Source organism: uncultured Streptococcus sp. (assembly GCF_963525625.1).
In the GTDB taxonomy this organism is placed as follows: domain Bacteria; phylum Bacillota; class Bacilli; order Lactobacillales; family Streptococcaceae; genus Streptococcus.
Map to the genome: position 1 here is coordinate 1 of NZ_CAURLD010000013.1, position 24305 is coordinate 24305.

The following is a 24305-nucleotide window of genomic DNA, read 5'->3' on the forward strand; positions in this document are numbered from 1 at the left end:
GCTGGATTATTTTTGAGAGTTATTAGCAAAAATAAGAGAAAGAAAGAAAGAAAGAAGCAAGGTAAGTTCTGCTTCTTCTATTTTTTCAGGAATCGCAACATATTCTAATTACACTTTATTCATCTCCTCATATACTGAACACCTCGGAAAAGGAGAAAGGCTGTTAGAATCAGGGAAACAAGCCAGATGGTCTTCAAGAGGTAAAATTGAATCAGATAGGTAGAGATGATGGCTCCGACTACAAAGCTGGCCAATAGGGCAACAAAGAAAAGGCCTTCTTTCAAATCTTTCCCTTTCTTGTTTCGAGCATAGTTGCCAAAAGCTACCATGGTTTTCTTGATATTCCCCGTCATAAAGGAGTTGTTGTAGACAATGCCATCCACCTCGCCAAAAGCCGTCGCAACCAGGCCCATGCAGAAAGCAAGTGGTGGCACGATATAAAGATGGGGTACATTTGCTGGCAAAAATCCTGCGACAGTTGTCGTCAATATCAAGGGAAAAACGCTGGACAGCCTGCGCCAAGAATGCTCAAAATGATGCTGAAAAACAGTCATCAAAAAAATCCCCAGCATAAAAGCCAACATAGTTGCCAATTTCACTTCGATTCCTCTTGTCTCTTGATTGATGAGCTCAACCGAAAGGAAAACGACGTTTCCCGTCTGACCTGCCACCAAGGTACCACCCCTCTCAATAAAGGTATAGGCGTCGATAAATCCTGCACAAAAGGTCAAGAGGCAGGCAAAAAATTTTGAACGAGAGTGAAACTCTCTTTTTACAAATTGTTTCATAAACCACCTACAAAATAAGGGAGTGACCAGACTCCGAAAATCATAGATTTCAGTCCGTCCACTTCCCCTTGCTAGATTATATTTCAAAATCTTGTAGCTACTGCGATTCACCAGATTCACAGACTTTATTTCCTCAAATGACAGAGCTAGAAAGCTGCCTGTCCTAGCCTTCTCTGGCTTCCTTAAGGATTTTTTCAATCTTGGTCGTAATCAGGTCAATAGCCACCTTATTAGAAGCTCCCTCTGGAATGATGACATCCGCATAGCGCTTGGTCGGCTCGATGAACTGATGGTACATAGGCTTAACGACACCCAAATACTGTTCGATAACGCTATCCAAACTGCGGCCGCGCTCTTCCATGTCCCGCTTAATACGACGAATAATCCGAACGTCATCATCTGTGTCCACAAAAATCTTAATATCCATCAAATCTCGTAGGCGCTGGTCCTCCAAGACCAAAATCCCCTCAACGATGAACACATCCTGAGGCTCCTGACGATAGGTCTTTTTACTGCGTGTATGCTCCGTATAGTCATAAGTGGGAATATCCACTGGCCGACCAGCCAAGAGCTCCTTGATCTGCTCAATCATCAGGTCCGTATCAAAGGCAAAAGGATGGTCATAGTTGGTCTTCACCCGCTCCTCAAAAGTCAGATGCGTCTGATCCTTATAGTAGGAGTCATGCTCAATCATGGCAATATTTTCGTTTGGAAAATTAGCCAAAATTGCTCGAGAAACACTGGTCTTTCCGCCTCCAGAACCACCAGTTACACCAATAATAATAGGTCTATTTTGCATTATAAGCTCCATCTCTTGTTATCTTATCTATTTTACCGCAATTCATGTTATAATGAAAGAGCTAAAATAAAAAAAAGTACATGCTTAAAAATAGAAAAAAGGAGGTTTTTATGCTCAAACTTGGAATCATCGGAACAGGTTCTATTTCTCATGAGTTCATCAAGGCCGCTCACTCAACAGGAGACTATCAGCTGGTAGCTGTCTACTCTCGGACTTTAACTTCTGCTGAGTGCTTTGTGCAAAACTATGAAAATACAGCCATCTTTACTGAAATGCTGGACTTTCTGTCGTCCGATATTGACGTCGTTTATATCGCCAGTCCCAACAGCCTGCATTTCAAGCATGCCAAGGTAGCTATTCTGGCTCGTAAACACGTCATTGTCGAAAAACCAGCGGTTTCTCGTCCCAAAGAATGGCGGGAATTGGTCAAGCTGGCTGACGAGCATCAAGTCTATCTCTTTGAAGCTGCCCGCAACTATCATGAGCAGGCCTTTGATACAATCAGTGATTTTCTCAAGGACAAGACCGTCTTGGGTGCCAACTTCACCTACGCCAAGTATTCTTCAAAAATGCAAGCTCTGCTTGCAGGAGAGCAACCCAACGTTTTCTCAGCTAAGTTTTCCGGCGGCGCTTTGATGGACTTGGGTGTCTATCCAGTCTATGCGGCTATCAGACTTTTCGGCCATCCGCGCTTCGCTCGCTACAGCGCCCAGCAGCTAGCTAATACGATTGATTTAAATGGAGCCGGCTGTCTCATCTATCCAGATTTTCAAGTTCAGATTCAGGCCGGTAAGAATATAAACAGCAATCAGTCTGCAGAGATTTACACAGATCAGGGAACTCTGACTTTAGATGGGATTGAATTTATCAGCTCAGCTATTTTCCAAAGTCTGGACGGTCAAGAGGAGGCGCTGCATATCCAGCGTGCTTCCCATACCATGCTGGAGGAAGCTCAAGCTTTCGCGCGAGTACTCAAGGGCGGACAGGATGCGGTTTATGAGAAATGGTTGAATGCGGCTACGGCTGTTCACGAAAGCTTATTTGCCATGCGCAAAGACGCTGGCATTAGATTTGAGGTTGATGATGATTAAGGAACAATTTCCCCCGAGCTGGCAAAATCAGCTGGCTCAGCTAGGGTTTGAAAATTTGACAGCTATTCAGGAGAAGATGTTTGAGCCTATTTCTGCAGGCGATACAGTGCTGGGAATCAGTCCGACTGGTACTGGTAAAACTCTGGCCTATCTCTTTCCCAGTCTGCTCAAACTGACACCTAAAAAAGCCCAACAACTCTTGATTTTAGCTCCTAATACTGAGTTGGCTGGACAAATCTTTGAGGTCTGCAAAACTTGGGCGGAGCCTTTAGGGCTGACAGCCCAGCTCCTGCTCTCCGGATCCAGCCAGAAGCGACAAATCGAGCGCCTTAAGAAAGGTCCGGAAATTATCATCGGAACGCCTGGGCGGATTTTCGAGTTGGTCAAGCTCAAGAAAATCAAGATGATGAATGTCGAAACCATCATTTTGGATGAATTTGACCAGCTACTCAGCGATTCTCAGTATAACTTTGTAGATAAAATCACCCACTATGCGCCTCGTGACCACCAGCTGGTATATATGAGCGCCACTGCTAAGTTCGACCACGATAAGATTGCTGAAAATACTCTAGAAATCAGCATTGACGACCAAGTTTTGGACAACATCCAGCACTTTTACATACAAGTCGAAAAACGTGATAAAGTGGACTTGCTTCGTAAGTTATCCAATGTTGAAGATTTCCGTGGACTGGTCTTTTTCAACGCTCTGTCAGACCTAGGAAGCGCCGAGGAAAAGCTCCAGTATCGTGAAGCCAACGCAGTTTCTCTAGCCAGCGATGTCAACGTTAAGTTCCGGAAGGTGATTCTGGACAAGTTCAAAGAACATCAGATTACTCTCCTGCTAGCCACTGACTTGGTTGCTCGTGGCATTGATATTGATTCTCTAGAATGTGTTGTCAATTATGAACTTCCGCGCGATTTAGAAACCTATACCCACCGCTCTGGACGAACCGGCCGCATGGGCAAGGAGGGCTATGTCATCACCCTCATCAGCCATCCTGAAGAACTGAAAACTTTGAAAAAATACGCTTCCGTTCGTGAAATTGTATTAAAAAATCAAGAACTTTATGTAACGAGTTAAACTAAAAAAGCTTTGGAAACATTAGATTTCCAAAGCTTTTTGCTTTTACTCATTGCCAACAACATTTTCAAAAAGCTAAGTCTTAGTCTCTGCCGTAATAAATACGATGGGGCTCTAGCTGACCTTCCAATAGCTCATCGACCGTTACCAAAGTATAGCCGTTACTCTTCAGATACTCGAGGACACTTGGCAGAGCGTCAATACTGGTCTGGTGAATATCATGCATGAGAATAATCGAGCCTGGCTGAGTTTTAGCAATCTCTTGCATAATAGCTTTAGTATTGCGTGTCTTCCAGTCTAGGCTGTCCACATTCCACATGATAAAGGACTGATCAACCGAATTTTGGATTGTAGCATTAATAGCTCCATAGGGAGGCCGCGTAATCGTTGGCTTGATGCCTATGACATTGTTAATAGCGGTCTGGGTATCAAGGATTTCTTTTTGGGCCGACTCCAGAGGAAGTTTGGTTAAGACTGGATGGTCCCATGTATGAATCCCAATCTGATGACCTTCATTGTGCACGCGCTTGACAATCGCTTCATTACCAGCTACATTTTGCCCAACCATAAAGAAGGTCGCCTTAGCGCCGTATTTCTTGAGGATATCCAGAGCCTGCGGTGTTGTCTTAGGATCTGGACCGTCATCAAAGGTCAGAGCAACCATTTTCACATGCTTCTTAGCCTCAAAACTCTGATAAGCTGCCAAGTCATCTCCAGTCAGATAGTCCGCATTGATCTGGTCATAAAAGCTAGATAAAGGAACATCAATGCTGGTTAAGCCTTGCACTTCCTTACTCAGCTTAATAGAAAAATGGCTGTATTCATAACGGAAAGACCACTGACTCAACTCCGTTCCATTGAGGTTATTAAGAATTTCCGTCTGCACCGCCTCATCGGCCTGTCTAAAGGTCAGCTGGCTGGAAATTTCATTGATGAAGATTTCCTTAGCTGCATCAGGATCCTGAAAGACCTTATCCAGAGTGAAAGGGCTGCCGTCTGGATCGAGATAGCTGTCAGCAACTTCCCGCTCTTCTCCTTTACTGATTTTCATCTCTTTGACATGATAGTCCTTGCGATGCACCAGTATTTCTTTGACGTCCTTCAGGCTCGTTTCTTTTTCCTCAGCATAGTAGAAGGTCAATTCTTCAATCTTATCGCCCTTCTTCTGATTATCCTTAATCGTCTGGCTATCTGCGTCCATCTGCTCCTTGACACTTGCCATAACCTGACCATCCAGCAGAGGATAAAAGGCCTCTACATAGTGGCTGCCAATCATCTTGCTCTGCTTTTCAGTATTTTCAGCGTGGAAGGTCTCTTCTTGGGCAATCAGCACACTAACCTTCTCTTGCAGTTCCTTTTCCTGGAAAATAGCGTAAATTTTTACAGCCCCCAGAAATAGAGCAGCAACAAAAGCTAAACCTAGCAAGCCGAGAACGATGAGTGTTTTCTTACCGTGTTTCTTGTTATTTTGTCTTTTCATACACCTATCCTAAATGAATAAAAATCATCATTTATCTTGCAAAATTAACTACAGTTAGATGTTAAAGACTCTTCTCACGAATGACTTCCACCTTGTAGCCATCAGGATCTTTTACAAAATAATAATTAGGCGGGTTGCCAGGAAGACCCTTTGGATCTGTCACTTCATATCCTTTGGCCTTGTGCTCAGCATGCAGACCTTCCAAGTCTGGCGTGCTAAGTGCCACATGAGCAAAGCCATCCCCAATCACATAAGGACCATGGTCATAGTTATAGGTCAGTTCCAGCTCATAATCATCGCCTTCCAAACCTAGATAAACGATAGTAAACTGATAATCTGGAAAATCCTTGCGACGAAGCTCCTTAAAACCAAAAGCCTCTGCATAAAAAGCGATAGACGCTTCCAAATTCTCCACACGCAAACAAGTATGTAACATTTTTGATGCCATAATTTCACCTCATTCTTTCTTGTTTATTATTATACCCTATTTTGGGCAAAACTTATATTAAATTTTTAAAAAAGTAAATGAAAGCATATAAAAAGCAAGCCATTAAGACCTGCTAAGAATTGTTTTTCAAAAAAATTGCCAATGAAAATCACTCTTCTGCTATTTAACAGAACGCCTTTTCGTTTCTTTCAATAGCAGTTTAACTTCAAAGACCGTACCTCTTGGTTTGTTGTCCTTGACATAAATAGTGCCCTTGAAAGCATCGACAATCTGCTTGGCCAGAGAAAGTCCCAGACCAAAACCACCTTTCTGACGGGTCCGAGCCTTATCCACCCGATAAAAGCGATCAAAAATCTTCTTCTTATCTTCATCGCTGATGCCAGGGCCATTGTCCGCCACTCGGAAAATAAGGTAACGATCTGTCGAAGTAGCCATGACACTGATTACGCCATCATCATCTGTGTACTTGATAGCATTGTCAAATAGGATAGTCATCAGCTGCTTGAGGAAAATTTGATCTGTCACAATAGGGTTCTTAATCATATTTTCTGAATGAAAAGCTTTTTTATTCTCTCTTGCGATAATGCAGTAATTAGCAAAGGTCGTATCAAAAAATTCTGGTTCGACTTCACCATATTGAGGTTTGATACCATCATCACGACGTGCCAGATTGAGCAGATTGGTCGTCAATAGGCGCATATTACGTACTTCATCCAAGCTAGAAGCGATATTTTCACTGCTCTGCATAATTGTTGCTTCAGGCTTACGAAAGAGCGTCTCTAAGCGACTCTGCAATACTGCCAGAGGAGTCCGTAGTTCGTGACTGGCATTTTCCACAAAAGCCTTCTGCTTCTGGATACTTTCCAGCAGAGGCTTGACACTCATCCGAGCAAGGTAAATACTGGCAATCAGGGAAATTCCCCAAAAACTGACCATAACCATGGCAATCAACTGCTCATGCTTACCGCTGGTCTGCTCTAACTGGCTGATGCTAGTCATGACCACAGCGTACTTGATATCAGGATACTCATTTTTAGGATCAATATCAAAGAGATAAGCCCGATAACTTTCCGTTTGACCAAAACTGTTGCCAATCACAATTTCCTTGATTTGATTCAGATAGGACTTGTTAAAGTCCAAGGAATTAAAGTCCAGAAAGCCATCGCTCTTGCTGGTGGAAATATTTTTATAATTATCATCCAAAAGCAGGGCGAAAGTATTAGAACTAAAATTTGGCGTCGTCAAATTGTCAGGCTTAGGCTCTTCGTTTGGATCGCCATCTGGCTCTTTACTGCTTTTAGGACTTTTAGTGTTGACCTTATTGCTCGGATCAGACTGCTGACCTGTCGTCCGATAGGCCAAATCTGCTACCGAACTAGGATCATTACTCAGGTTTTTCAGATTTTCATCAACAGACGTATAAAGGCTGGAGCGCATGACCTGAATGATAATCAAGGTCATGGCTGAGAAGATTAATGTAAACAGCCCAAAATAGCGAATGAAATAAGAGAAATCATCCGCATAAAAGGTCTTCTTGATTTTATTCAGCATCTTTTAAAATGTAGCCGACACTACGAAGAGTATGTAGGTTTTTCGCAAATGCCGTTCCTTTCAGTTTTTTACGAATCTTTGAAACGTACACTTCGACAACGGAAACAGTGGTATCACTGTCAAAGCCCCACAGACGGTCAAAAATTTGAGTCTTAGGCAAGATTACATTTTGATTTTGCAGGAAATAAACCAAGAGGTCGAACTCTTTACCAAGCAACTCTACATCTTTACCCGCCTTCGTGGTTGAATTTGTAGATAGATTGACAGTCACATCACCATAAGAAAGAGTATTCTCGTTGAATTTACCAGCACGTTTCAAGAGCGCCTGGATCCGCATTTTCAGTTCTTCCAAATAGAAAGGTTTTGTCAGATAGTCATCAGCTCCGAGCTCAAAGCCATGTCCTTTATCATCCAAGCTTTCCTTAGCTGTCATGATGAGAACAGGGGTTGTGACTCCTTTTGCTCGGAGATCTTTCAGCACTTGGAAACCATCCTTTTCAGGCAGCATGAGATCCAGCAAGATGAGGTCATAGACACCGCTTTCTGCTTCATATAGACCTTCTTCACCATCAAAAACCTGCATTACATCTGCAAAATCATCTAAAAAATCAAAAACTGAGTTTGACAGTCCAAGGTCATCTTCTACCAATAGAATTTTAATCATCTTTCTTTCCTCCAATAAAACTTACCAAGATTATGTCTTTTGGTTTTTGTTTTATTTGCTATTCTTATTATATCATGACTTGGGTCAAAATCAGTAAGTTTTTTCTACGACTGCGACGTTTTATTTTCTTTTGTCGACTTATTATTCTTGTCCGATTGTTCATTTGTGTTCGTCGAAGACTTTTTCTTGTTTTTCTTCCCGTTGTCATTTTGCTGAGCAGAAGAATTCTTGCTCTTATCTTTGCTAGACTCCTGACCGTCTTGAGGCTGCATACCTCGTTCTTGACCGTTCTGTCCTGGACCACCATCCTGCGGCGGCATTCCATTACCTGGTCCACCATTTTGACCATTCTGACCAGCTTGTGGAGGCATGCCATTTCCTGCATTCTGCCCCTGCTCCGGTGCTCCTGGCATAGTAGCTGTCTGTTGAATAGCTGATTGCTGATTGTTTGTTCCGTGAATAGCTGTAGCAACACCATAGCCACTCAGAAGTCCTACTGCTAGAGCACCACCCGTCGCAACCGTCAGCCACCATTTAGTGCTTTTTTCTACAACAATCATTTTTTCCATATCCATTTAATAAGTTCCTTCTTTCTTTTGTAAATTTTTCTATCTGTTTCTATCAAACAAGAAGCTAATGCAGCTTGCAAGTCATCCCATACACATCCTTTCACTTGAATAGCATTATCATATAGATTTTTACTTAAACAGGACTGAATTTTTTCTTAAAATTTTCTAAACAAAAAATTGACAGCTCAAGTCTTTTTTTGTAAAATAGTTACCATTAACAAACGAGGAGGGTTACTATTTTGAAAAAAATAGAATCTATAACTTTGATTGCTTTAGGAGCAGCTCTAATCTCTGCTCTGTCTCCTTTCCAAATTCCCTTTGGACCTATTCCAATAACCTTGCAGACTTTAGCTATTGGTTTAGTTGCTAGTCTCTTCCATCCTAAGGAAGCTACTTTATCTGTCGTCATTTATCTTTTGTTAGGAGCAATTGGGCTTCCTGTGTTTGCAGGAGGTAGTGGTGGATTTCATGCATTTTACGGACCTACAGCAGGATTTCTTCTTTTCTTCCCTCTTAGAGCCTTGGTTACTTCTTCTTTAGCAGGCCAAAAAGGGCAGCCTATTCTTATTTTTATTGCAAATTTATTAGGTGAGATTGTTCTTTTTATTGGTGGAGTGATTGGTTTCATACTAGTCACTCAAAAAAGCATAGAAATTGCTTGGACAAGTGTCGTCTTACCATTTATAATTCCGGATTTGATCAAAATTACTCTAACAACCATTTTAAGCGTCATCCTATATAAAAATCTTAAAAATCTTTCTTATTTCAATAAGCAAAAATAAAAAAATCATAGATGTCACTAGAAATTTGAGCTCTATAATTTCTGTTGTGGGTAAATCCACCTCAGGGATTATAGAGCTTATTTTGTTGTAGAAAAAAGCACCATAAGATCTATAATGAAAAGCGACAAAACAATCATCAGAAAGACTCTTATGGAACAACAAAATTTTATCACAAACCTACTCGGAGTGAAAGACAAAAATATGATCATTTTAGATTATAAGGACTTGGGGACACATAAAGAACTTATTGGTAAGCTAGATTATCCTGCACCTAAATGCCCTCACTACCAAGGGCAAATGGCTAAATATAATTTTCAAAAAGAATCTAAAATCCCCTACTTAGAGTGTGCTGGATACAAAACTAACATTCGATTAAAGAAACGCCATTTCCGCTGTAAAGTTTGCAGAAAATGGATTATGAAAAGTGCTTTTTCAATATACGGCTATATTTATCTAATAAAAGAAAATCGGCTAATCTTGAAGACAGAAGATTGAGTTTAGCAAACAAAGATGCCCCTCGCCCCATTAGGATGACTCTTTGATGAGACTTAATACCTTTTAGCAAAGCCAGGCAAACATCATTTGTAGTTGAAATCTTAATTCCCATCTCTTCCCAAACAGGATGGTAAGGTTTTTCTGAGGGTGTGTCCGCAGCATTGGGACAAAAATAGGTTAAATACATCTTTTTCTGCTCCTGTTTTAATTCGCGATTCATTGATTCAATAAAAGAAAAAATCCCTGCGCGACTAGCCACATCTACGCTATAGTAAGGGAAAGCGAGCCGCCCATCTGCAAAACCGCCAGAATGCACAATTGTAGCACCTTTTTCATTTGCTAATAAGGGCAGAAAAATCTTGCTAATCAGAATGGCGCCAGATAAATTGATCAATAGTGTCTGCTCTATGTCCTCAAGGGAATGCGCTGACAAAGACTTTCTTACATCAAAACCAGTTGCATTGATAACAATATCTATACATTCCGACCACTCTTGTATCTCTGATACTAGATTTTTTAGAGACTCTTCACTTGTAATATCCACTGAGCTTATTGGAATAAAAGACGAAAATTCTTGCGCAAACATCTTTAACTTCTCTATATCTCTTCCTAAGAGATATAACCTAGCACCTGCTTGATGAAAAGCTCGTGTATAGACCCTTCCCAAACTGCCACTTGCACCAATAATTACAACCTTTTTATTTTTAAAATAATTATCAAACATATCATTCTCCATTCTTTAGTGAGTCTTTTGTGATAAATTCAATAAAACAAGTCCGACAATAACTAGACTTATCCCTAAAAGACTTACAGCTGTTACTTTTTCGTGCCAAAGCAGAATAGATAATATTGTTGTCCCTACTAGACCTATTCCAGACCAAATAGCGTAAGCTAGATTTAACTGAATGCCCTTTAAAGATAGAGATAAAAAGAAAAAGCACAAGCCATAAAACATCAAAGCAAGGCAACCGAAAAATAGTTTCGAAAAACCTTGAGATAATTTTAAAAGGCTTGTGGCGGCAATTTCAAATAGAATTGCGAGAGATAAATAAAAATAGTAAAACATTGTTTTCCTCCTAATATTCTAAATAACTAAAAAGTTAGCAGGAAAATCAATAGAATTATCCGAGAGATGAAACAAAGCAAGTCCAAAGTGTACAGGCATTTGTCAAAATCATTGATTTTATGCTCGAATCTTTGGAGATAGATAAAGTTTTTCGACCGCATAACTCATCTAATGAAATCTGGTAAAAATCGGCTAGACGAATAAGACTTGCACTATCTAGAATCGTCTTATCATTTTCCCAATTCGAGATGGTCTGCCGAGTCGTTCCTAGTGATTCTGCAATCTGAGCTTGACTATAGCCTTTTTGCTCCCGTATAAATTTCAATTGTTTTCCTAACATTATCTTTTCCTCCTCATCATACTTATTTTTTATTTGTTTGGCTAGATGAAATTCTTTAACATTAGTGATTATTGTATGTAAAAATTTTTTGACATGGCTATTATAACACGATTTACGTTAATCTTAAAATACTTGCCTATCTAAAACACTTGATACATCTATCAACCATTTGCCCCAAAAAATCCTCAGTAAAAAAGACTGGGACGAAATTGTCTCAGTCTTGATTTATCATGTTCAAAAGCTCTTGATGCAGGAGCTGCTTATCTTTTTATGACTTTTTCTCAGAAGGGCGGAAGCCAGCTGAAGCTAGCAAGGCCGCAAAGCCAAGATAAGTGAGAAGAGCACTCGAACTACTTCCAGTTTTAGGCAATTGACCTTGTGTGGTTTGGTAGCTGACAGATAGCTGCAAGTTGCTTGCTTGCTTACTTGCTAATCTTTGATGTTGCCAAGTCTGGTTTGAAAGAGGCTCAAATTTTTGAGCTGGCTGAACAGTGAGTCCTGCTGGAGGTGTCGAAACACTAACCTGATTGGATTCAATCCGGTATTGATTATTAATCAGCAAGCTGAAATGATTGGTATAGGTTCTGCCCGGATACAAGAGTCGACCGACTGCTGCTGGAGCCAAGGTCTCGGTCGCAGTATTCAAGTCAGCATTGTAGCGCTCAAGCAGACCTGATGCAGCAACAAAAGTCAAGACTCTGGTGCTCGGGTCATAAGAAACCTCGTAACCAGGACTTTTCGCTCTAGTCGCTTCTAGATCCAATTCAAAACCTTCTGGCAGGCGATCCTCCAATACGAAAGAATGAATTGGCTGGCGATAAGCAGGCAAAGCATCCGTTACCAGATTAAGGATAGCAAAACTTCCCTGGCTAACCTCTTGTTGATGAATATTCTTCTTGGACTCATCCTCCAACTCTTCTCTGACTTTTAACTGGATAAAGAGCTGGTTATAATGATAAGTTTGAGTCGGTGCTTGCGGGCGGCTTGGTAAAACTTGATAGTTAGGTTCAGCAGGTTTTTGAGGAAGCTCTTTATAATTCGGCTTGTCAGGCTCCTCAATCAAAGGCAGGTCACTTTCTCTGACAGGTGACTGGGGCTCAGGCTGAAGAACAGGTTCTTGAGGGCGCTGAGGTTCCTGCAGATAACTTGGTTCTTGAGGCAGGTCCTCTAAAGCAATTTCTTCTTCATAAACAGGAGGTTTCGGAGCCTCACCCGTGCTTACTTCAGGAGCTTTTTGAGGTTTTTCTGGTTCTTTCAAATAAGATGGTCGTTGTGGTTCCTGCGGCAGCGCTTCTTCAACCGGAGCTTGCGGAAGACTCAGCAAGAGCTGTTCCTTCTCATAGGTTGGTTCTTCAACTACAGCCGGCTCTGTCAATAAAGAAGGGGAGTTAGGTTCTTCTGGCAACTCCTGATAAACTGGCTTTTGAGGTTGTAGAGGTTCAGACTGATAAGTTGGCTCTTGCGGCAGAATTTCCAAATCGCTTTCCGGTAGAACTTCTGGCTCCTCAGGCTGAGTTGGAAGAGGAAGAGGCTGAGTTTCTGTCGGCTGGCTAGGAAGTTCTTGATAGGCTGGCTGAGCTGGCTCTTGCGGCAAAGATTGATAGACTGGCTGACTCGGAAGAGGATTCAAGGCCTTGACTTCCTCATAAGCCGGTTCCTGAGGTTGGGCAACCTCAGTCGGAGCGACAGGCTTCATTGGAACACCTTTGGCTTTAATATCAGAGTTAAAGACAAACCAAGCAGAACCCCGATTTCGTGAACCAATGTCAAAGGAAATGACATCTCCCTGGGCTTTACCTACAATAGCGCCATACCAGTTATAGGGACTAGTAGGCGTATCCCACTTATTATACTCAAAGCGAGAGCCTTCCTTCTCATGGTTAATAGAAATATCGGCATGAACACTGGTATCTGGGTGAATGTTAATAGCAGATCCTGTGATAGGAACATATTCACCATTAAAATTCTTGATGTACTCAATCGCAGCTTTATTAGTATTTAAAGATGAGAAGCTGACAAGAGAACCTGTCATATCAAGCCTTTCTCCACCCTCATCAAAAAATTCCGCTTGGACATTGACTCGAGATTGGCCATGAAAATCCAAGGTCCACACAGTTAAGGTTGGATCCTTAACTAAGAAAACCGGCAGCTTATCCTGACTCTTCGTTGATTCTTTCAGAGTATAAGTGTAGACAACTTTAGCGATTTTCTTGCCTTGAATACTGGAATTTTTGATATTGGTATAAGTAGCTACCAGAGGCACATCTTTTTGCAAAACGACTTTAGTCTGATGTTCTTTCCCTTTTAAAACACTGGTCAAAGCTCTCATTCCTGATTCATCCATTCTCCAAGAACGAACCTCCTCAGTCAGCTCATCATTGGTATAGGTTCTAATAGAGGGATCAAGTGTCAAGACAGCCTGGGGCTCAGATTTGAAAACAAATGGCTGGCTTTCAACTTTGCTGAGATAGCCTTCTTCATTTTTCTTAGCCTCCGCTTCCTGCAACTCTCTCTCAAAAGTTACAAGAGCTGCATCATACTTAGTTTTGGCAGTATCATAGGCAGCTTTTGCCTTCTTATATTCTTCTAAGAGCTTATCATAGTCGGCTTTCAATCGAGCATTTTTTTCCTTAATGCTTGCATTTTCCTGCTCGATTACTGTGTTCTGAGCAGAAATAGCTGCAAGATTTGCCTTATAATCTTCTTTTAGTCTTTGATTTTCTGCTTCAATTCTTGCAAGATCTGCTTTATAGGTCGCTAAGTCTGCCTGATAAGCAGCTAGTTTATTCTTGTTTTCCGTCTCAATTCGAATAGTTTCCTCTTGGTAGGTAAGCAAGGCTTTCTCGTATGTTTCTCGACTTTTCTGGTTGCTTTCGGTGATTCGAGCCACATCCTGCTCATATTGAGCTAATTGATTTTTATAAAGCTCTTGTTTTTCCTGATTTTGATGACGAATCTGGGCGTTTGCAGCTTCAATGGCAGCATTACGGGCTGTTACTCCTGCTTTTTCTGTCTCATAGGCTGTTTGCAGCTTCTTATTTTCACCTTGAATACGCTCAAGTTCAGCTTGATAGGCAGTCAAAGCCACTTGATAATCTCTTTCTTTGGCATCATTAGTAGCTTGGATTTCAGAGCGATTCTTTTGATAATCTGCTAATTTGCTCTCATAGTCTTTCTCAGCCGCTTGATTTTTTTGTCGAATCTCAGCCAATCGCTCTTGATAAGCAGCTAAATCAGCCTGATACTGCTCCTTTAAGGCTGCATTTTTCTTCTGAACAGCTAGATTTTGTGCTTCAATCTCTTTGTTCTGCTCTTGGATTTTAGCCAAGGCTGTCTCATAAGATTGTTTTGCTGCTTGATTGCCTCTTTGAATGCGTCCTACTTCCTGTTGGTAAGCCGTCAATTCTGACTGATACTGCTGCTCTAGCTCAGCATTGTCTTTCTGAACTCGAGCCAATTCTTTCTCATAGTCAGCCAAGGCAGCTTGATAAACAGCTTCATTTTCTGCCTTAACCTGAGTTAGTCTGGATACTTCAGCTTCATACTGCTTGACTGCTTCCTGATAGGCCTTTTCAGCTGCCTGATTTCGTTCTGCTATGACTGCATTTTCAGCTTGGGCAGCTTTGTTGTGAGCTGAGACCTGAGCAAGCTTTTCATCATAGCGACGCTTTGCTTGAGCATTCTTCTCCTGAGTAGCTTTCAGCTCTGTAGCATAGCTCTCCAAAGCAGTTTGGTAGTCTGCTTTCGCTTGAGCATTTTCTTGTAAAATTTGTGAACGCTCCTCTTGATAGGCTGCTAAAGCTGCTTGATAGGAGGCTTCTTTCTCTTGATTGATTTTTACTATACGGTTTAATTCTGCTTGATAAGCCGTCCGTTTCTGCTCATAGTCTGCCTGAAGCTGAGCATTTTCAGCTTGAGTACGACTGGACTCTTCTGCATAGGAAGCTAAAGCCTTGTCATATTGGTCTTTCAAGGCTTGATTGGCAGACTCTTTCTGGCTGAGTTCTTTCTCATAAGTCTTCAGCTGCTCCTGATAAGCTGCTGTGGTTTCACGTATTTCCTTGACTTGGGTCGCATAATCTGCTAGTGCTGACTCTCGTTTACTAGTAGCTTCTTCTGGATTTCTAGCTGTTCCTAAATCAACAGGCGGCTCCTGCTTTAGCTGGATACCCGCTTTCTCGGCCTCAGCCAAAGCTTGGTCCATTTCCACATGGGAAACCCCCAAGGGAAGCTTGTCTTGACTTACTGGCTCCAACTGAGCAGGGGCAGCAGTTGGCTGGGACGCTTCGGTTGGTGAAAGTGCAGCTTCAGAAAGGGAAGACTGATCTACTGCTTCAGCTGCCTTTTCCTCAGCCTGAACCGACCCAGCAGCTAGCAACAAAGCCGCACCCAAAACAGCTCCGCACAAGCCCTTAGAAAGGCGGCTCTTGCGGAAGCCATAGACTATTTTCTTTTCCATTATAATCTCCATTTCTCCTTTAAACAGTTACCTGTTTATTTTACATACTATTCCATTTTATCAAAGCAAAGACATATAAGCAATGTTTAAATGCTCAAAATGATAAAGAAAAAGCCTGAGATAGATAATATCTCAGACTTTCTTGTCAATTTAATTAAATCCATCAGATTGCAGCTCGAATCGCTTTTTCCACTGCCTCTTTCTCACGCTTCACCAATTCAACACGCGCAGCGATTTCTTTGATTCCCATGCTGATGTTTCGGCTAATCGCCATATCATTTAACTGCGGCTCAAAGAAGGCTTTGTACTCTGCCAATCTCTCTTCTGTCTTGAAGATCACTGCCGGGCTAATGACAAAGCTATCAAAGCTCATGTCACCACCTAGCGCTGCCTTGATCCAATCCCAATTCTCACACGCCCAAGTCCACACTGCTTCTTGAGTAAAATCCCGGCTGAGGAAACGGGCATACCAAGCTGACAAATCCTGCGGTTTTACAGTAAATTTATCCTTCCAAGTCGCTAACAGTTCATCCAGGGTTTCCTTGTTCTTCGTATAAGAAAGGGCTGTAGAAAGCGCATTTTTGAAGCTTCCGTCATTTGAAGCGACATATAGGTCCAGATAAAGCTTAGTCAGCTCTTTGCTTTCATGATGCTTGATTTGGTTGACCAATACCTGCAAACGAATAGCGGCAGGGAGTTTTTCCAAATTATCACGATAACTATCAAAAATCTGGCTTGCTTGAGCTTTAGCTGTCTCGTCGTCAGCCTTAATCATATTGCCCACAATTAGCTGACGAACCATCTCATCCTCATCGCTTTCACCTTCCTGTTTTTCAAAACCAAGACGGTCGAAATTACTTTGACTGAGAATTTTCAGCAAGGCTTTGTAATCTTCTTCTGTCTGACTGCCTTCATCCACAAAGCGATTCAATCCTTCCAGAACTTGGGAAACAGCTGAAACTACCATATAAGAAGTTTCGTTTGCCAGCTTACTGATGACTGGCAGCAGGTCCGCATAGGAAATCTTACCAGACTCTGCCAGAAGTCGGCGCTCTTGCACGATTTGCAGTTTGCTGATATTGTCCAAAGAGCTGAGATTATTCAGAAGAGCATCCAGCAACTCACCCTGATAATCTGTAATATAGTGGGCAGTGTTTTCTGTATTAAGGCGTAGGGCTCCTTCATTTTGCGCTGCCAGGGCTGCATAATTAGGAATTTCTAGTCTTTCTGTCGTCAGTGTATCAGGGAGTCCTTGCCAGTTGCTATTGAGCGGTACTGGCCAGAGACGACCCTTGTCTTCATGCTCTCCAATGAAGAACTGCTTCTGGGTCAAAATCAAGCAGTCATTTTCGACCTTAGCAGTGACAACTGGATACCCCGGCTGCTCCAGCCAAGCATCCATAAAGGCAGCTACATCGCGGCCAGAAGCTTGAGAAAGAGCATCCCAAAGATCAAGACCGATAGTATTACCATACTGATGCTTCTCAAAGTAGGCACCTAGCCCCTTACGGAAGGCATCGTCTCCCAGCCAACGGCGCAGCATATGCATGAGACGGCTACCCTTGGCATAGACAATCGCTCCATCAAAAAGAGTATTGATTTCATCAGGGTGCTTGACCTCTACATGGACCGACTGGACGCCATCTGTCGCGTCACGCTTGAGGGCATAAGGAGCTCCACTGGTCTGAAAATCTTCAAAAATCTTCCAGCTAGGCTCAATCGCATCAACTGAGACATACTCCATCATATTTGCAAAACTTTCATTGAGCCAGAGGTCGTCCCACCACTTCATGGTCACTAGATTTCCGAACCATTGGTGGGCTAGTTCGTGTGCAACAACCAAGGCAACTGTCTGACGGCTCAGAGCTGTTGAATTTTCATCCACCAGCAGATAAATTTCCCGATAGGTTACCAAGCCCCAGTTTTCCATAGCCCCAGCAGAAAAGTCTGGCAGGGCCACATGAAGCGACTGAGGAATAGGATACTTGACTCCATAGTATTCTTCGTAAAATTCAATACAGCGAACCGCAATGTCCAAAGCAAACTCTAGATTGCTCGCTGGGTGGGCCTTTGTCGCATAAACTCCTACCAAGGTTCCATTCTTGGTTTTAGCAGTAATTCCTTGCATATCACCTGCAGCAAAAGCCAAGAGATAGGAAGACATACGTGGAGTCGTTTCAAACTTCCAAACGCCAGTTGTTTTGCGGTTTTCAACATCAATTTCCGGCATATTAGACAGGGCCAACTCACCCTCAGCTTGGTCAAATTTCAAAGCTAAATCAAAAGTTGCCTTAGCCTCTGGCTCATCTACACTCGGAAAGGCTTCACGAGCAAAATGGCTCTCAAACTGCGTAGAGATAATCTCTTTTTTCACACCATCTACCGTGTAGTAAGATGGGTAAATCCCCGTCATATTGTCCGTAATCTTACCAGTATAAGTTATGGTCACCACTACATGCTCGGCCGCTTCCAGCTCGATATAAAGAGCTTCATTGTCCTTATCAAGTGTGAAAGGGCGAGCTTGGCCAGCCACCTCTACAGCTTCAACTGTCAAATCTTTTTGATGCAGGGAAATCTTACTTGTCTTAGCTTCCCCAGTAATGGTCACCTTGCCTGAAAAAGTCTTGTCGGCACGATTCAAATCCAAAAAAAGATCATAGTGCTCAGGAACAAAAGTTTCAATAAAATGTTTAACTGCTTGCATAAGCTTCTCCTCATCTAGCGAACAACGCAGCAAGATTACTCTGCCATTCTTGTCCGCTTATAATCTGTTATTATTGTATCATATTTAGAAGATTTCGTTGCAGAATAAATGCAAACAAAAAGACAGGTAGTACCTGTCAATGTGGTTTATGAAAATGGAAGAACGGTCAAGAGTTCTTCTTTTCTTTCTCAAGTTCCTCTAATTTTTTATTATAGATTCGATTTTCTTCGTGATAAGTTTTGTTTAGCCGTTCTTCATAACGCTGAATTTTTCTCTCGAAAATTTCTCTATTTTCTTCTATTTGTCTTAATTCATATGAGGGCACGGTATCAGGACTATTGCAACAAAAAGATAATATCCATTCGCTCATTTGCTCTGAAACATTTTTAGCTTCTCGTCTCATATCCTGATAATCCCATTCATACTCACTAACTTTCTTTCGAAACGCTATGTGATCGTCATCGAGACGATCGATCTTTTTCTGAAAATCCATAAAGCCTCCTATAAGATAGGGCTGGTCAAACTAGGCTTAGGAACAGCGCCTAGTACCTCCTTGATTGAATCTGCTGCTCCACCTGTGAAAGCTCCAGATAAGTCAGCAGGTACTTGAGTAGAGGCAAAAGTTTTCATAGTCTCTGCTTGACTATCTAGCCAACTCTGCAAAGCTTGACTTTCTTCAAGAAGGACAGCTATTTTAGCTGAAATTAAACCACGAATAGCAATACGTTCCTGAATCTTTAAATATTCTTTTTTTATCCGTTCGGCTTCAGCTCGATCTTCTGTATTTGGTTCAATCATGCTCTTCCTCCTATTTTTTTGTGAAAATCTGGGCGCCTTTTTGATCAATCGCTACGATATTATCAGCGGCCTTGTTTAAATTACCAGCGATTTCCGTCATTTTAGTCGTATATGCACTTGCTGAGGCAAGAGTAGAGGCTTCTGTCTCCCCATTCCAAGCTTTGGATAAGGTCAGTTCAGACAAAAGATCTTCTACTTCACCAGATGAAAGGTTGTGAGCAAGGGTATGAGCTGCATTACTTAATTCAGATATATGTTCCTCTACTTTTGATTTTGAACTTGCTAACTTATCTTTAATCTCTTGCTCATAGACCTCAGCTTGAAGCAGAGCAGTTTGAGCACTTGTGCGAACGAGTTCCTCTCTTAAACTAATTTTTTTGTCGCCAGAACTAATTCTTAAAGAAGCATGCAATTCATCAATGTATTTCCTATTTATGGCGATTAAATCATGCTTAGAAGGCTCAGGAGCGAAGTCTCCGTAGTCCCTTAAATACTCAAGAACATAATTTTCAGGATTCTTTTTGGCATAGTCTAATCCAAAATTTGCGGTTGCTACATTTATTTCATACATTTTTGCTTTATGTTTTGCAATCTTTCTGACTTGCTTTTCGGTCATACCAGTGCAGAAAAGACCATTTTTTTCATACCACTCAAAATCTAGCCTATTACCTTTAATCTTTGGTAATCCAGCATTATGATTTTTTCCCTCTACAGTAAATACTTTTCCATACGGAATGATTCCTCCATGACCATCCCAACTTGTTAAATCTTTCCCTTGATCACTGTATGAATGTAAGTGTTTATTAATATATGCTAATTCTTCATCACTAATACCTCTATAATCGGCTGTATTTTTTGTCAACGAATTCCACGCACCCCAGTCCATAAAATTTGTAATCTTCTGGACTTTCATTTCCGCAGCTACTTTAGCAACTGCTGGTCCAGCTTGACTGAATCCCGACATATTACTAATATCAACTTCCTGTCCTGTTCCAGCCATTTTTTTAGCACTAGCTAATGATTGATTATAAAATTCTCGAACGTCCTTTGTCTGTTCTGTTAATTGATTTCTTGCTATTACCGCATTGAATACTGATTCTGTAACATGGTTATTATTTTCGTTATTAGGTGATTGAGTACCAGCAACAACAATAGTAGTTTGAGTGTAATCTGGCTTACCTTCCTTATCAAGAGGCGCAACAGCAATGGCTTGGGTTGTTTCGTTGACTTCGTTAATCAGTTTATATTTCTTTCCGCTCTCATCAAGTGAGAACTCATTCCCATTTTTTTCTTCTTTTATTATATTAAGAACTTCAACTTGTAATTCCTGTATGCTCTCGTCTGTTAAGGCCATTCTAAAAAGTCTCCTTTCCTAATTTCTGTATTATAGACAACTTCTGCATCAGGACTACCGTTCTCGCTTTTTTTAACATCTACGAGCTGATGTTCTTGAACTAAAGCTTCTATATTCTCATCAATTTTTGGTTTAGTTGATAATTTGGCTTCCACAGGTAATTTTTTACTCTCGGAAATATCAATAAAATCGTCACCAACCTTTAATTCTATGATTTCTTCATCCCAGCCATTAAAATCAAGCCTAACATCCCAAAAACTACCATAATGACTGTAGGATTTCTCACCAATTTTTTTTCCCAAGTAGGCTTTATTGCCTTGTAAATCATAAATCACAGGAACAATATTTGCACGAAACATGCTCTGCCCATCCCCACCTTGAACAAAAATTGGCGAAAACTCAATTTTACTGACACCAGAGTAATGCTCTTTAATGTAAGTTGCCAGTTGTTCTTCCAACAAACGAAATCCTCGTTTGTAAAGTTTTACTCCTTTATCGTCTAAAACATCACTAACATTATATGGAGAGTTTTTGTGTTCAATCCATTTTGTCATACAATATACTCCTCCTGAAATTAAAACTACAAGAACTGCAATGATCGCAAATTTATTTTTCTTCATTGTTTACCTACCTCACACCTTTATGAAAACGCTTTTGTTTTTTAATTATAGTATATCATAATATTTCTAGTCATACCATTATTTCTGGTCTCATTCATTTCTTTATAAAAGCGCTTTTAATTATCTGTTTATGATATCTTGAATCTCTTACATAAAAAAGTTCTATTTCAAATCCTATAAATAACTTCGCTTTCATTCTTTACGTTTTTCTTAAGATTTAACTACATTCTTCGAACCTCTTGATCAGACAAAGTCATATTATTCTTCTCCTTTGCTTAGCTTAACATTGTAAATGATTTCAGCTTTTGGGCTTCCCTCATCTGATTTTTCAATACCTTTTAACTTTCCTTCTCTAATTAAGGTTTCAAAATTAAAATCAACATCCTTCATTTCTCTTACTTTTATCTCTTCCGGCAGCGACTGCCCATAAGTCACTTCTTTAAATTCTCCAGAATCGGTACTTAATTCTATATAAGATTTTCCTGAATAATCAAAGCTCACCCTCAAATAACCTATAGTTCCATATGCAGGCTGTTGAAAATTTTTATACATCTCTCCAAATTTCGCTTTATTACCGTAAGAATCATAAACAATTGGTACAACTTCAGCATTCAACATAGAAGATCCATCATCTCCAGTAATATAAATTTGAGAAAACTCTATTTTTTCAACACCTGAATAATTTTCCTTAATATAAGTGCCAATTTGTTCTTCTAAGAGTCGAAAGCCATGCTGATAGAGTTTGGCTGTTTTGGGGCTAAGGTTAGGTTTTGTCAGTTTGTTATACATATAGATTCCTCCCGAACCTAACATAACCAAAACAGCAATCATTATAAGGATTTTTTTCTTCATCAGTCTCTCCATTATGTTCTGTAAAAAATTTGTAATTAGAACGCATATATAAGGATTATAACAACAAGGTAAGATTCATCATGTTTATGATTTAACTTTCTACAAATTATTAGTCTTGCTAAGCGTTATTTAATATAAACAATGCCATTCTATCAACGCCATTTGAAATGTTCTCCTTTCCTAATTTCTGTATTATAGAGAATTTCCGCTTTTTGACTACCTTTTTCACTTTTTACCACATCTTTTAGATGACCAGCATTGACAAGCGCTTCAATATTTTCATCAATTTCTTTAACAGAATTAAGTTTTGCATTTTCAGGTAAACATTTACTATCAGATATATCAATAAATTCACTACCAACTCTTATTTCAATGATTTCTTCATCCCAGCCATTAAAATCGAGTCTAATACTACTAAAATCATCATAATGAGCAAATGTTTGATTTCCAATTTTTTTACCTAAATACGCCTTATCTCCATATTCATCATAAACTATAGGAACAATATTGGCATGAAACATATATCGTCCGTCACCTCCTCGAACTAGTATAGGTGAAAATTCTATTTTAGTGACTCCGGAATAGTGCTCTTTAATGTAAGTTGCCAGTTGTTCTTCCAACAAACGAAATCCGCGTTTGTAAAGTTTTACTCCTTTATCGTCTAAAACGTCACTAACATTATAGGGTGAGTTTTGGTGTTCAATCCACTTTGTCACACCAAAGATTCCACCTGGAATGAGAAGCATCAGAACTGCCAAGGCGAAAATGATCTTTTTCTTCATAAACATTCTCCATTATGTACTAATATAAAAAAATAATTTTTGACTCTACTTCCGTAGTATAACATAGTTAGTTGTAAGTTAAAACACAAAATAGAATGATAACCATACTTGAGATTATACAAAAAAGACACGAAACAAATCGCATCTTTTGACCATCACAACTCAATAATTTTACCTGTTTCAAAGTAAACAACCCATTCACAGATATTCTTGGCATAGTCGCCGATTCGTTCCAAGTAAGAGATAACTTGGAAATAGTCGCGGCCAGTTACAATCAGCTCAGGATTTTGTTTGATTTCCTCTGTAGCAAGATCGCGAATATCATCAAAGTATTGGTTGATTTTCTCATCCATAGCTGCTACGGCATAAGCTTGGTCTACGTTCCCATTGAGGTAGACGTTCAGGGTTTCTTCGACGAAATTCTTAACATCGCGCCCCATTTTGCTGATGGCATCTTCTACAGACTCGATGCGGACCTCTCCCTTCATCCGAACAGTAGCTTTGGCGATAGATACGGCATGGTCACCCATGCGTTCCAAGTCACTGCTGGCTTTCAGCACGGTGATAACAGTCCGCAAGTCCTGAGATACAGGTTGCTGCAGGGCGATGATTTCCAGAGATTTTTTCTCCAGTTTAACCTCGTAGTCATTGACTTCAGCGTCGTCTTCAATGACCTGACGAGCCAGTTCACGGTCATGTGTGACAAAGGCACGCACCGTCCGGTTAATCTGCGATAGGACTTCATTCCCCATCGCATAGAATTGATTATGAAGTTTTTCTAAATCTTCTTCAAATTGTACTCTAAGCATAAGATTCCTTTCTGTTATCCGAATTTACCAGTAATGTAATCTTCGGTCTCTTTGTGGGCTGGATTGAGGAACATCTTCTTGGTTTCATTAAATTCAATCAAGTCTCCGCCAAGGAAGAAGCCTGTTTTTTCAGAAATCCGAGACGCCTGCTGCATGGAGCGAGTGACCAAAAGCATGGTATATTTGTCTTTTAGACTGTAGAGGGTTTCCTCGATTTTCCCAGCTGAGATTGGGTCCAAGGCTGAAGTCGGCTCGTCCAAGAGAATAATCTTAGGACTAGTAGCTAGCACGCGGGCTACGCATACCCGTTGCTGCTGACCACCGGAAAGACCGATAGCGGAATCATGCAGACGGTCCTTGACCTCGTCCCAGATAGAAGCACCAATAAGGGAGCGCTCTACTGCTTCGTCCAAAACTGCCTTGTCCTTGACACCATTAATCCGAAGTCCATAGACCACATTTTCATAGATAGTCATAGGGAAGGGATTAGGCTGTTGGAAGACCATGCCGATTTCCTTGCGAAGCTCTACCGTATCTGTCCTCGGACCATAGATATTGTGACTGTTATAAATGACCGTTCCTGTAGTCGTTACTTCTGGATTCAGGTCGCCCATTCGGTTGATGGCCTTAAGCAAGGTTGACTTACCTGAGCCTGACGGTCCAATCAAAGCCGTAATCTCATTTGGCATGAAATCAAGTGAAACGCTATTAAGGGCTTTCTTTTTATTATAATAAACCGACAAGTCCTTGACTTGCAAAATAGGTTCTGTCAT

Annotated in this window: 23 protein-coding genes and 1 pseudogene; 4 read left to right on the forward strand and 20 right to left on the reverse strand. The window is 40.8% G+C overall.

Features of this window, described 5'->3' with window-relative positions; all coding sequences use genetic code 11:
• Window positions 1-119 precede the first annotated feature (119 nt).
• Window positions 120-788 carry a YoaK family protein gene (locus RYK49_RS07990; RefSeq protein ID WP_314865395.1) on the reverse strand — a complete coding sequence of 223 codons (669 nt, stop codon included), beginning with the start codon at window positions 786-788 and terminating at the stop codon, window positions 120-122.
• A 163-nt stretch (window positions 789-951) separates the two neighbouring features.
• On the reverse strand, window positions 952-1587 hold the full coding sequence (gene udk / locus RYK49_RS07995; protein ID WP_032909529.1) for a uridine kinase: 636 nt from the start codon (window positions 1585-1587) through the stop codon (window positions 952-954).
• Between the two features lie 80 nt (window positions 1588-1667).
• Between udk and RYK49_RS08000 the strand changes: the two genes are divergently transcribed.
• Both RYK49_RS08000 and RYK49_RS08005 read left to right on the forward strand, forming a co-directional pair.
• Window positions 1668-2678 (forward strand): Gfo/Idh/MocA family oxidoreductase, encoded by a 1011-nt coding sequence (locus RYK49_RS08000; protein WP_314831340.1) that lies wholly within the window; start codon window positions 1668-1670, stop codon window positions 2676-2678.
• Window positions 2668-3759 (forward strand): DEAD/DEAH box helicase, encoded by a 1092-nt coding sequence (locus RYK49_RS08005; RefSeq protein WP_314831341.1) that lies wholly within the window; start codon window positions 2668-2670, stop codon window positions 3757-3759. Before RYK49_RS08000 ends, RYK49_RS08005 begins: the two co-directional genes overlap by 11 nt.
• 82 nt (window positions 3760-3841) lie before the next feature.
• Here the strand turns inward: RYK49_RS08005 and RYK49_RS08010 are convergent, their stop codons facing one another.
• The 5 genes from RYK49_RS08010 to RYK49_RS08030 form a co-directional block, all read right to left on the reverse strand.
• Complete coding sequence (locus tag RYK49_RS08010) at window positions 3842-5239, reverse strand: polysaccharide deacetylase family protein (protein WP_314865397.1); 1398 nt, start codon at window positions 5237-5239, stop codon at window positions 3842-3844.
• A gap of 61 nt (window positions 5240-5300) precedes the next feature.
• On the reverse strand, window positions 5301-5687 hold the full coding sequence (locus tag RYK49_RS08015; RefSeq protein WP_002895748.1) for a VOC family protein: 387 nt from the start codon (window positions 5685-5687) through the stop codon (window positions 5301-5303).
• A gap of 159 nt (window positions 5688-5846) precedes the next feature.
• Entirely contained in the window at window positions 5847-7238 is a 1392-nt protein-coding gene (locus RYK49_RS08020) for a HAMP domain-containing sensor histidine kinase (RefSeq protein ID WP_314831343.1), read from the reverse strand.
• Window positions 7228-7902: a response regulator transcription factor gene (locus RYK49_RS08025; RefSeq protein WP_002897753.1), complete on the reverse strand. Its 675-nt coding sequence runs from the start codon at window positions 7900-7902 to the stop codon at window positions 7228-7230. The genes RYK49_RS08020 and RYK49_RS08025 overlap by 11 nt, the downstream gene beginning before the upstream one ends.
• Window positions 7903-8006: 104 nt before the next feature.
• A complete protein-coding gene (locus tag RYK49_RS08030; protein WP_314831344.1) occupies window positions 8007-8477 on the reverse strand; it encodes a hypothetical protein in 471 nt (156 codons plus the stop codon).
• Window positions 8478-8710: 233 nt separating this feature from the next.
• Between RYK49_RS08030 and RYK49_RS08035 the strand changes: the two genes are divergently transcribed.
• Window positions 8711-9253, forward strand: a complete 543-nt coding sequence (locus tag RYK49_RS08035; RefSeq protein WP_314831345.1) for a biotin transporter BioY — start codon at window positions 8711-8713, stop codon at window positions 9251-9253.
• Between the two features lie 150 nt (window positions 9254-9403).
• Window positions 9404-9664, forward strand: a pseudogene (locus RYK49_RS08040) (transposase family protein); the annotation flags it as partial.
• A gap of 4 nt (window positions 9665-9668) precedes the next feature.
• Here the strand turns inward: RYK49_RS08040 and RYK49_RS08045 are convergent.
• From RYK49_RS08045 to pstB, 13 genes are all read right to left on the reverse strand, one after another.
• A complete protein-coding gene (locus RYK49_RS08045; RefSeq protein WP_314831346.1) occupies window positions 9669-10484 on the reverse strand; it encodes an SDR family NAD(P)-dependent oxidoreductase in 816 nt (271 codons plus the stop codon).
• 3 nt (window positions 10485-10487) lie between these two features.
• On the reverse strand, window positions 10488-10814 hold the full coding sequence (locus tag RYK49_RS08050) for a multidrug efflux SMR transporter (protein WP_002904310.1): 327 nt from the start codon (window positions 10812-10814) through the stop codon (window positions 10488-10490).
• Between the two features lie 55 nt (window positions 10815-10869).
• Window positions 10870-11154, reverse strand: a complete 285-nt coding sequence (locus RYK49_RS08055; protein WP_002925100.1) for a helix-turn-helix domain-containing protein — start codon at window positions 11152-11154, stop codon at window positions 10870-10872.
• 268 nt (window positions 11155-11422) lie between these two features.
• A complete protein-coding gene (locus RYK49_RS08060) occupies window positions 11423-15625 on the reverse strand; it encodes a GbpC/Spa domain-containing protein (protein ID WP_314831347.1) in 4203 nt (1400 codons plus the stop codon).
• Window positions 15626-15776: 151 nt separating this feature from the next.
• The gene (locus tag RYK49_RS08065) at window positions 15777-18317 is read right to left on the reverse strand and encodes a M1 family metallopeptidase (protein WP_314831348.1); all 2541 of its coding nucleotides are present in this window, start codon (window positions 18315-18317) and stop codon (window positions 15777-15779) included.
• A 166-nt stretch (window positions 18318-18483) separates the two neighbouring features.
• A complete protein-coding gene (locus RYK49_RS08070; protein WP_314831349.1) occupies window positions 18484-18810 on the reverse strand; it encodes a hypothetical protein in 327 nt (108 codons plus the stop codon).
• An 8-nt stretch (window positions 18811-18818) separates the two neighbouring features.
• On the reverse strand, window positions 18819-19115 hold the full coding sequence (locus tag RYK49_RS08075; protein WP_002904305.1) for a hypothetical protein: 297 nt from the start codon (window positions 19113-19115) through the stop codon (window positions 18819-18821).
• Window positions 19116-19125: 10 nt separating this feature from the next.
• Window positions 19126-20469 carry a hypothetical protein gene (locus RYK49_RS08080; RefSeq protein WP_314831350.1) on the reverse strand — a complete coding sequence of 448 codons (1344 nt, stop codon included), beginning with the start codon at window positions 20467-20469 and terminating at the stop codon, window positions 19126-19128.
• Window positions 20460-21089 carry a hypothetical protein gene (locus RYK49_RS08085; RefSeq protein ID WP_125410325.1) on the reverse strand — a complete coding sequence of 210 codons (630 nt, stop codon included), beginning with the start codon at window positions 21087-21089 and terminating at the stop codon, window positions 20460-20462. Before RYK49_RS08085 ends, RYK49_RS08080 begins: the two co-directional genes overlap by 10 nt.
• A gap of 258 nt (window positions 21090-21347) precedes the next feature.
• The gene (locus RYK49_RS08090; protein ID WP_314831369.1) at window positions 21348-21941 is read right to left on the reverse strand and encodes a hypothetical protein; all 594 of its coding nucleotides are present in this window, start codon (window positions 21939-21941) and stop codon (window positions 21348-21350) included.
• A gap of 152 nt (window positions 21942-22093) precedes the next feature.
• Window positions 22094-22723, reverse strand: a complete 630-nt coding sequence (locus RYK49_RS08095; protein WP_314831370.1) for a hypothetical protein — start codon at window positions 22721-22723, stop codon at window positions 22094-22096.
• A gap of 155 nt (window positions 22724-22878) precedes the next feature.
• On the reverse strand, window positions 22879-23532 hold the full coding sequence (gene phoU, locus RYK49_RS08100) for a phosphate signaling complex protein PhoU (RefSeq protein ID WP_002900571.1): 654 nt from the start codon (window positions 23530-23532) through the stop codon (window positions 22879-22881).
• Between the two features lie 14 nt (window positions 23533-23546).
• Window positions 23547-24305, reverse strand: coding sequence for a phosphate ABC transporter ATP-binding protein PstB (gene pstB, locus RYK49_RS08105; RefSeq protein WP_009660526.1), 759 nt, complete (start codon window positions 24303-24305; stop codon window positions 23547-23549).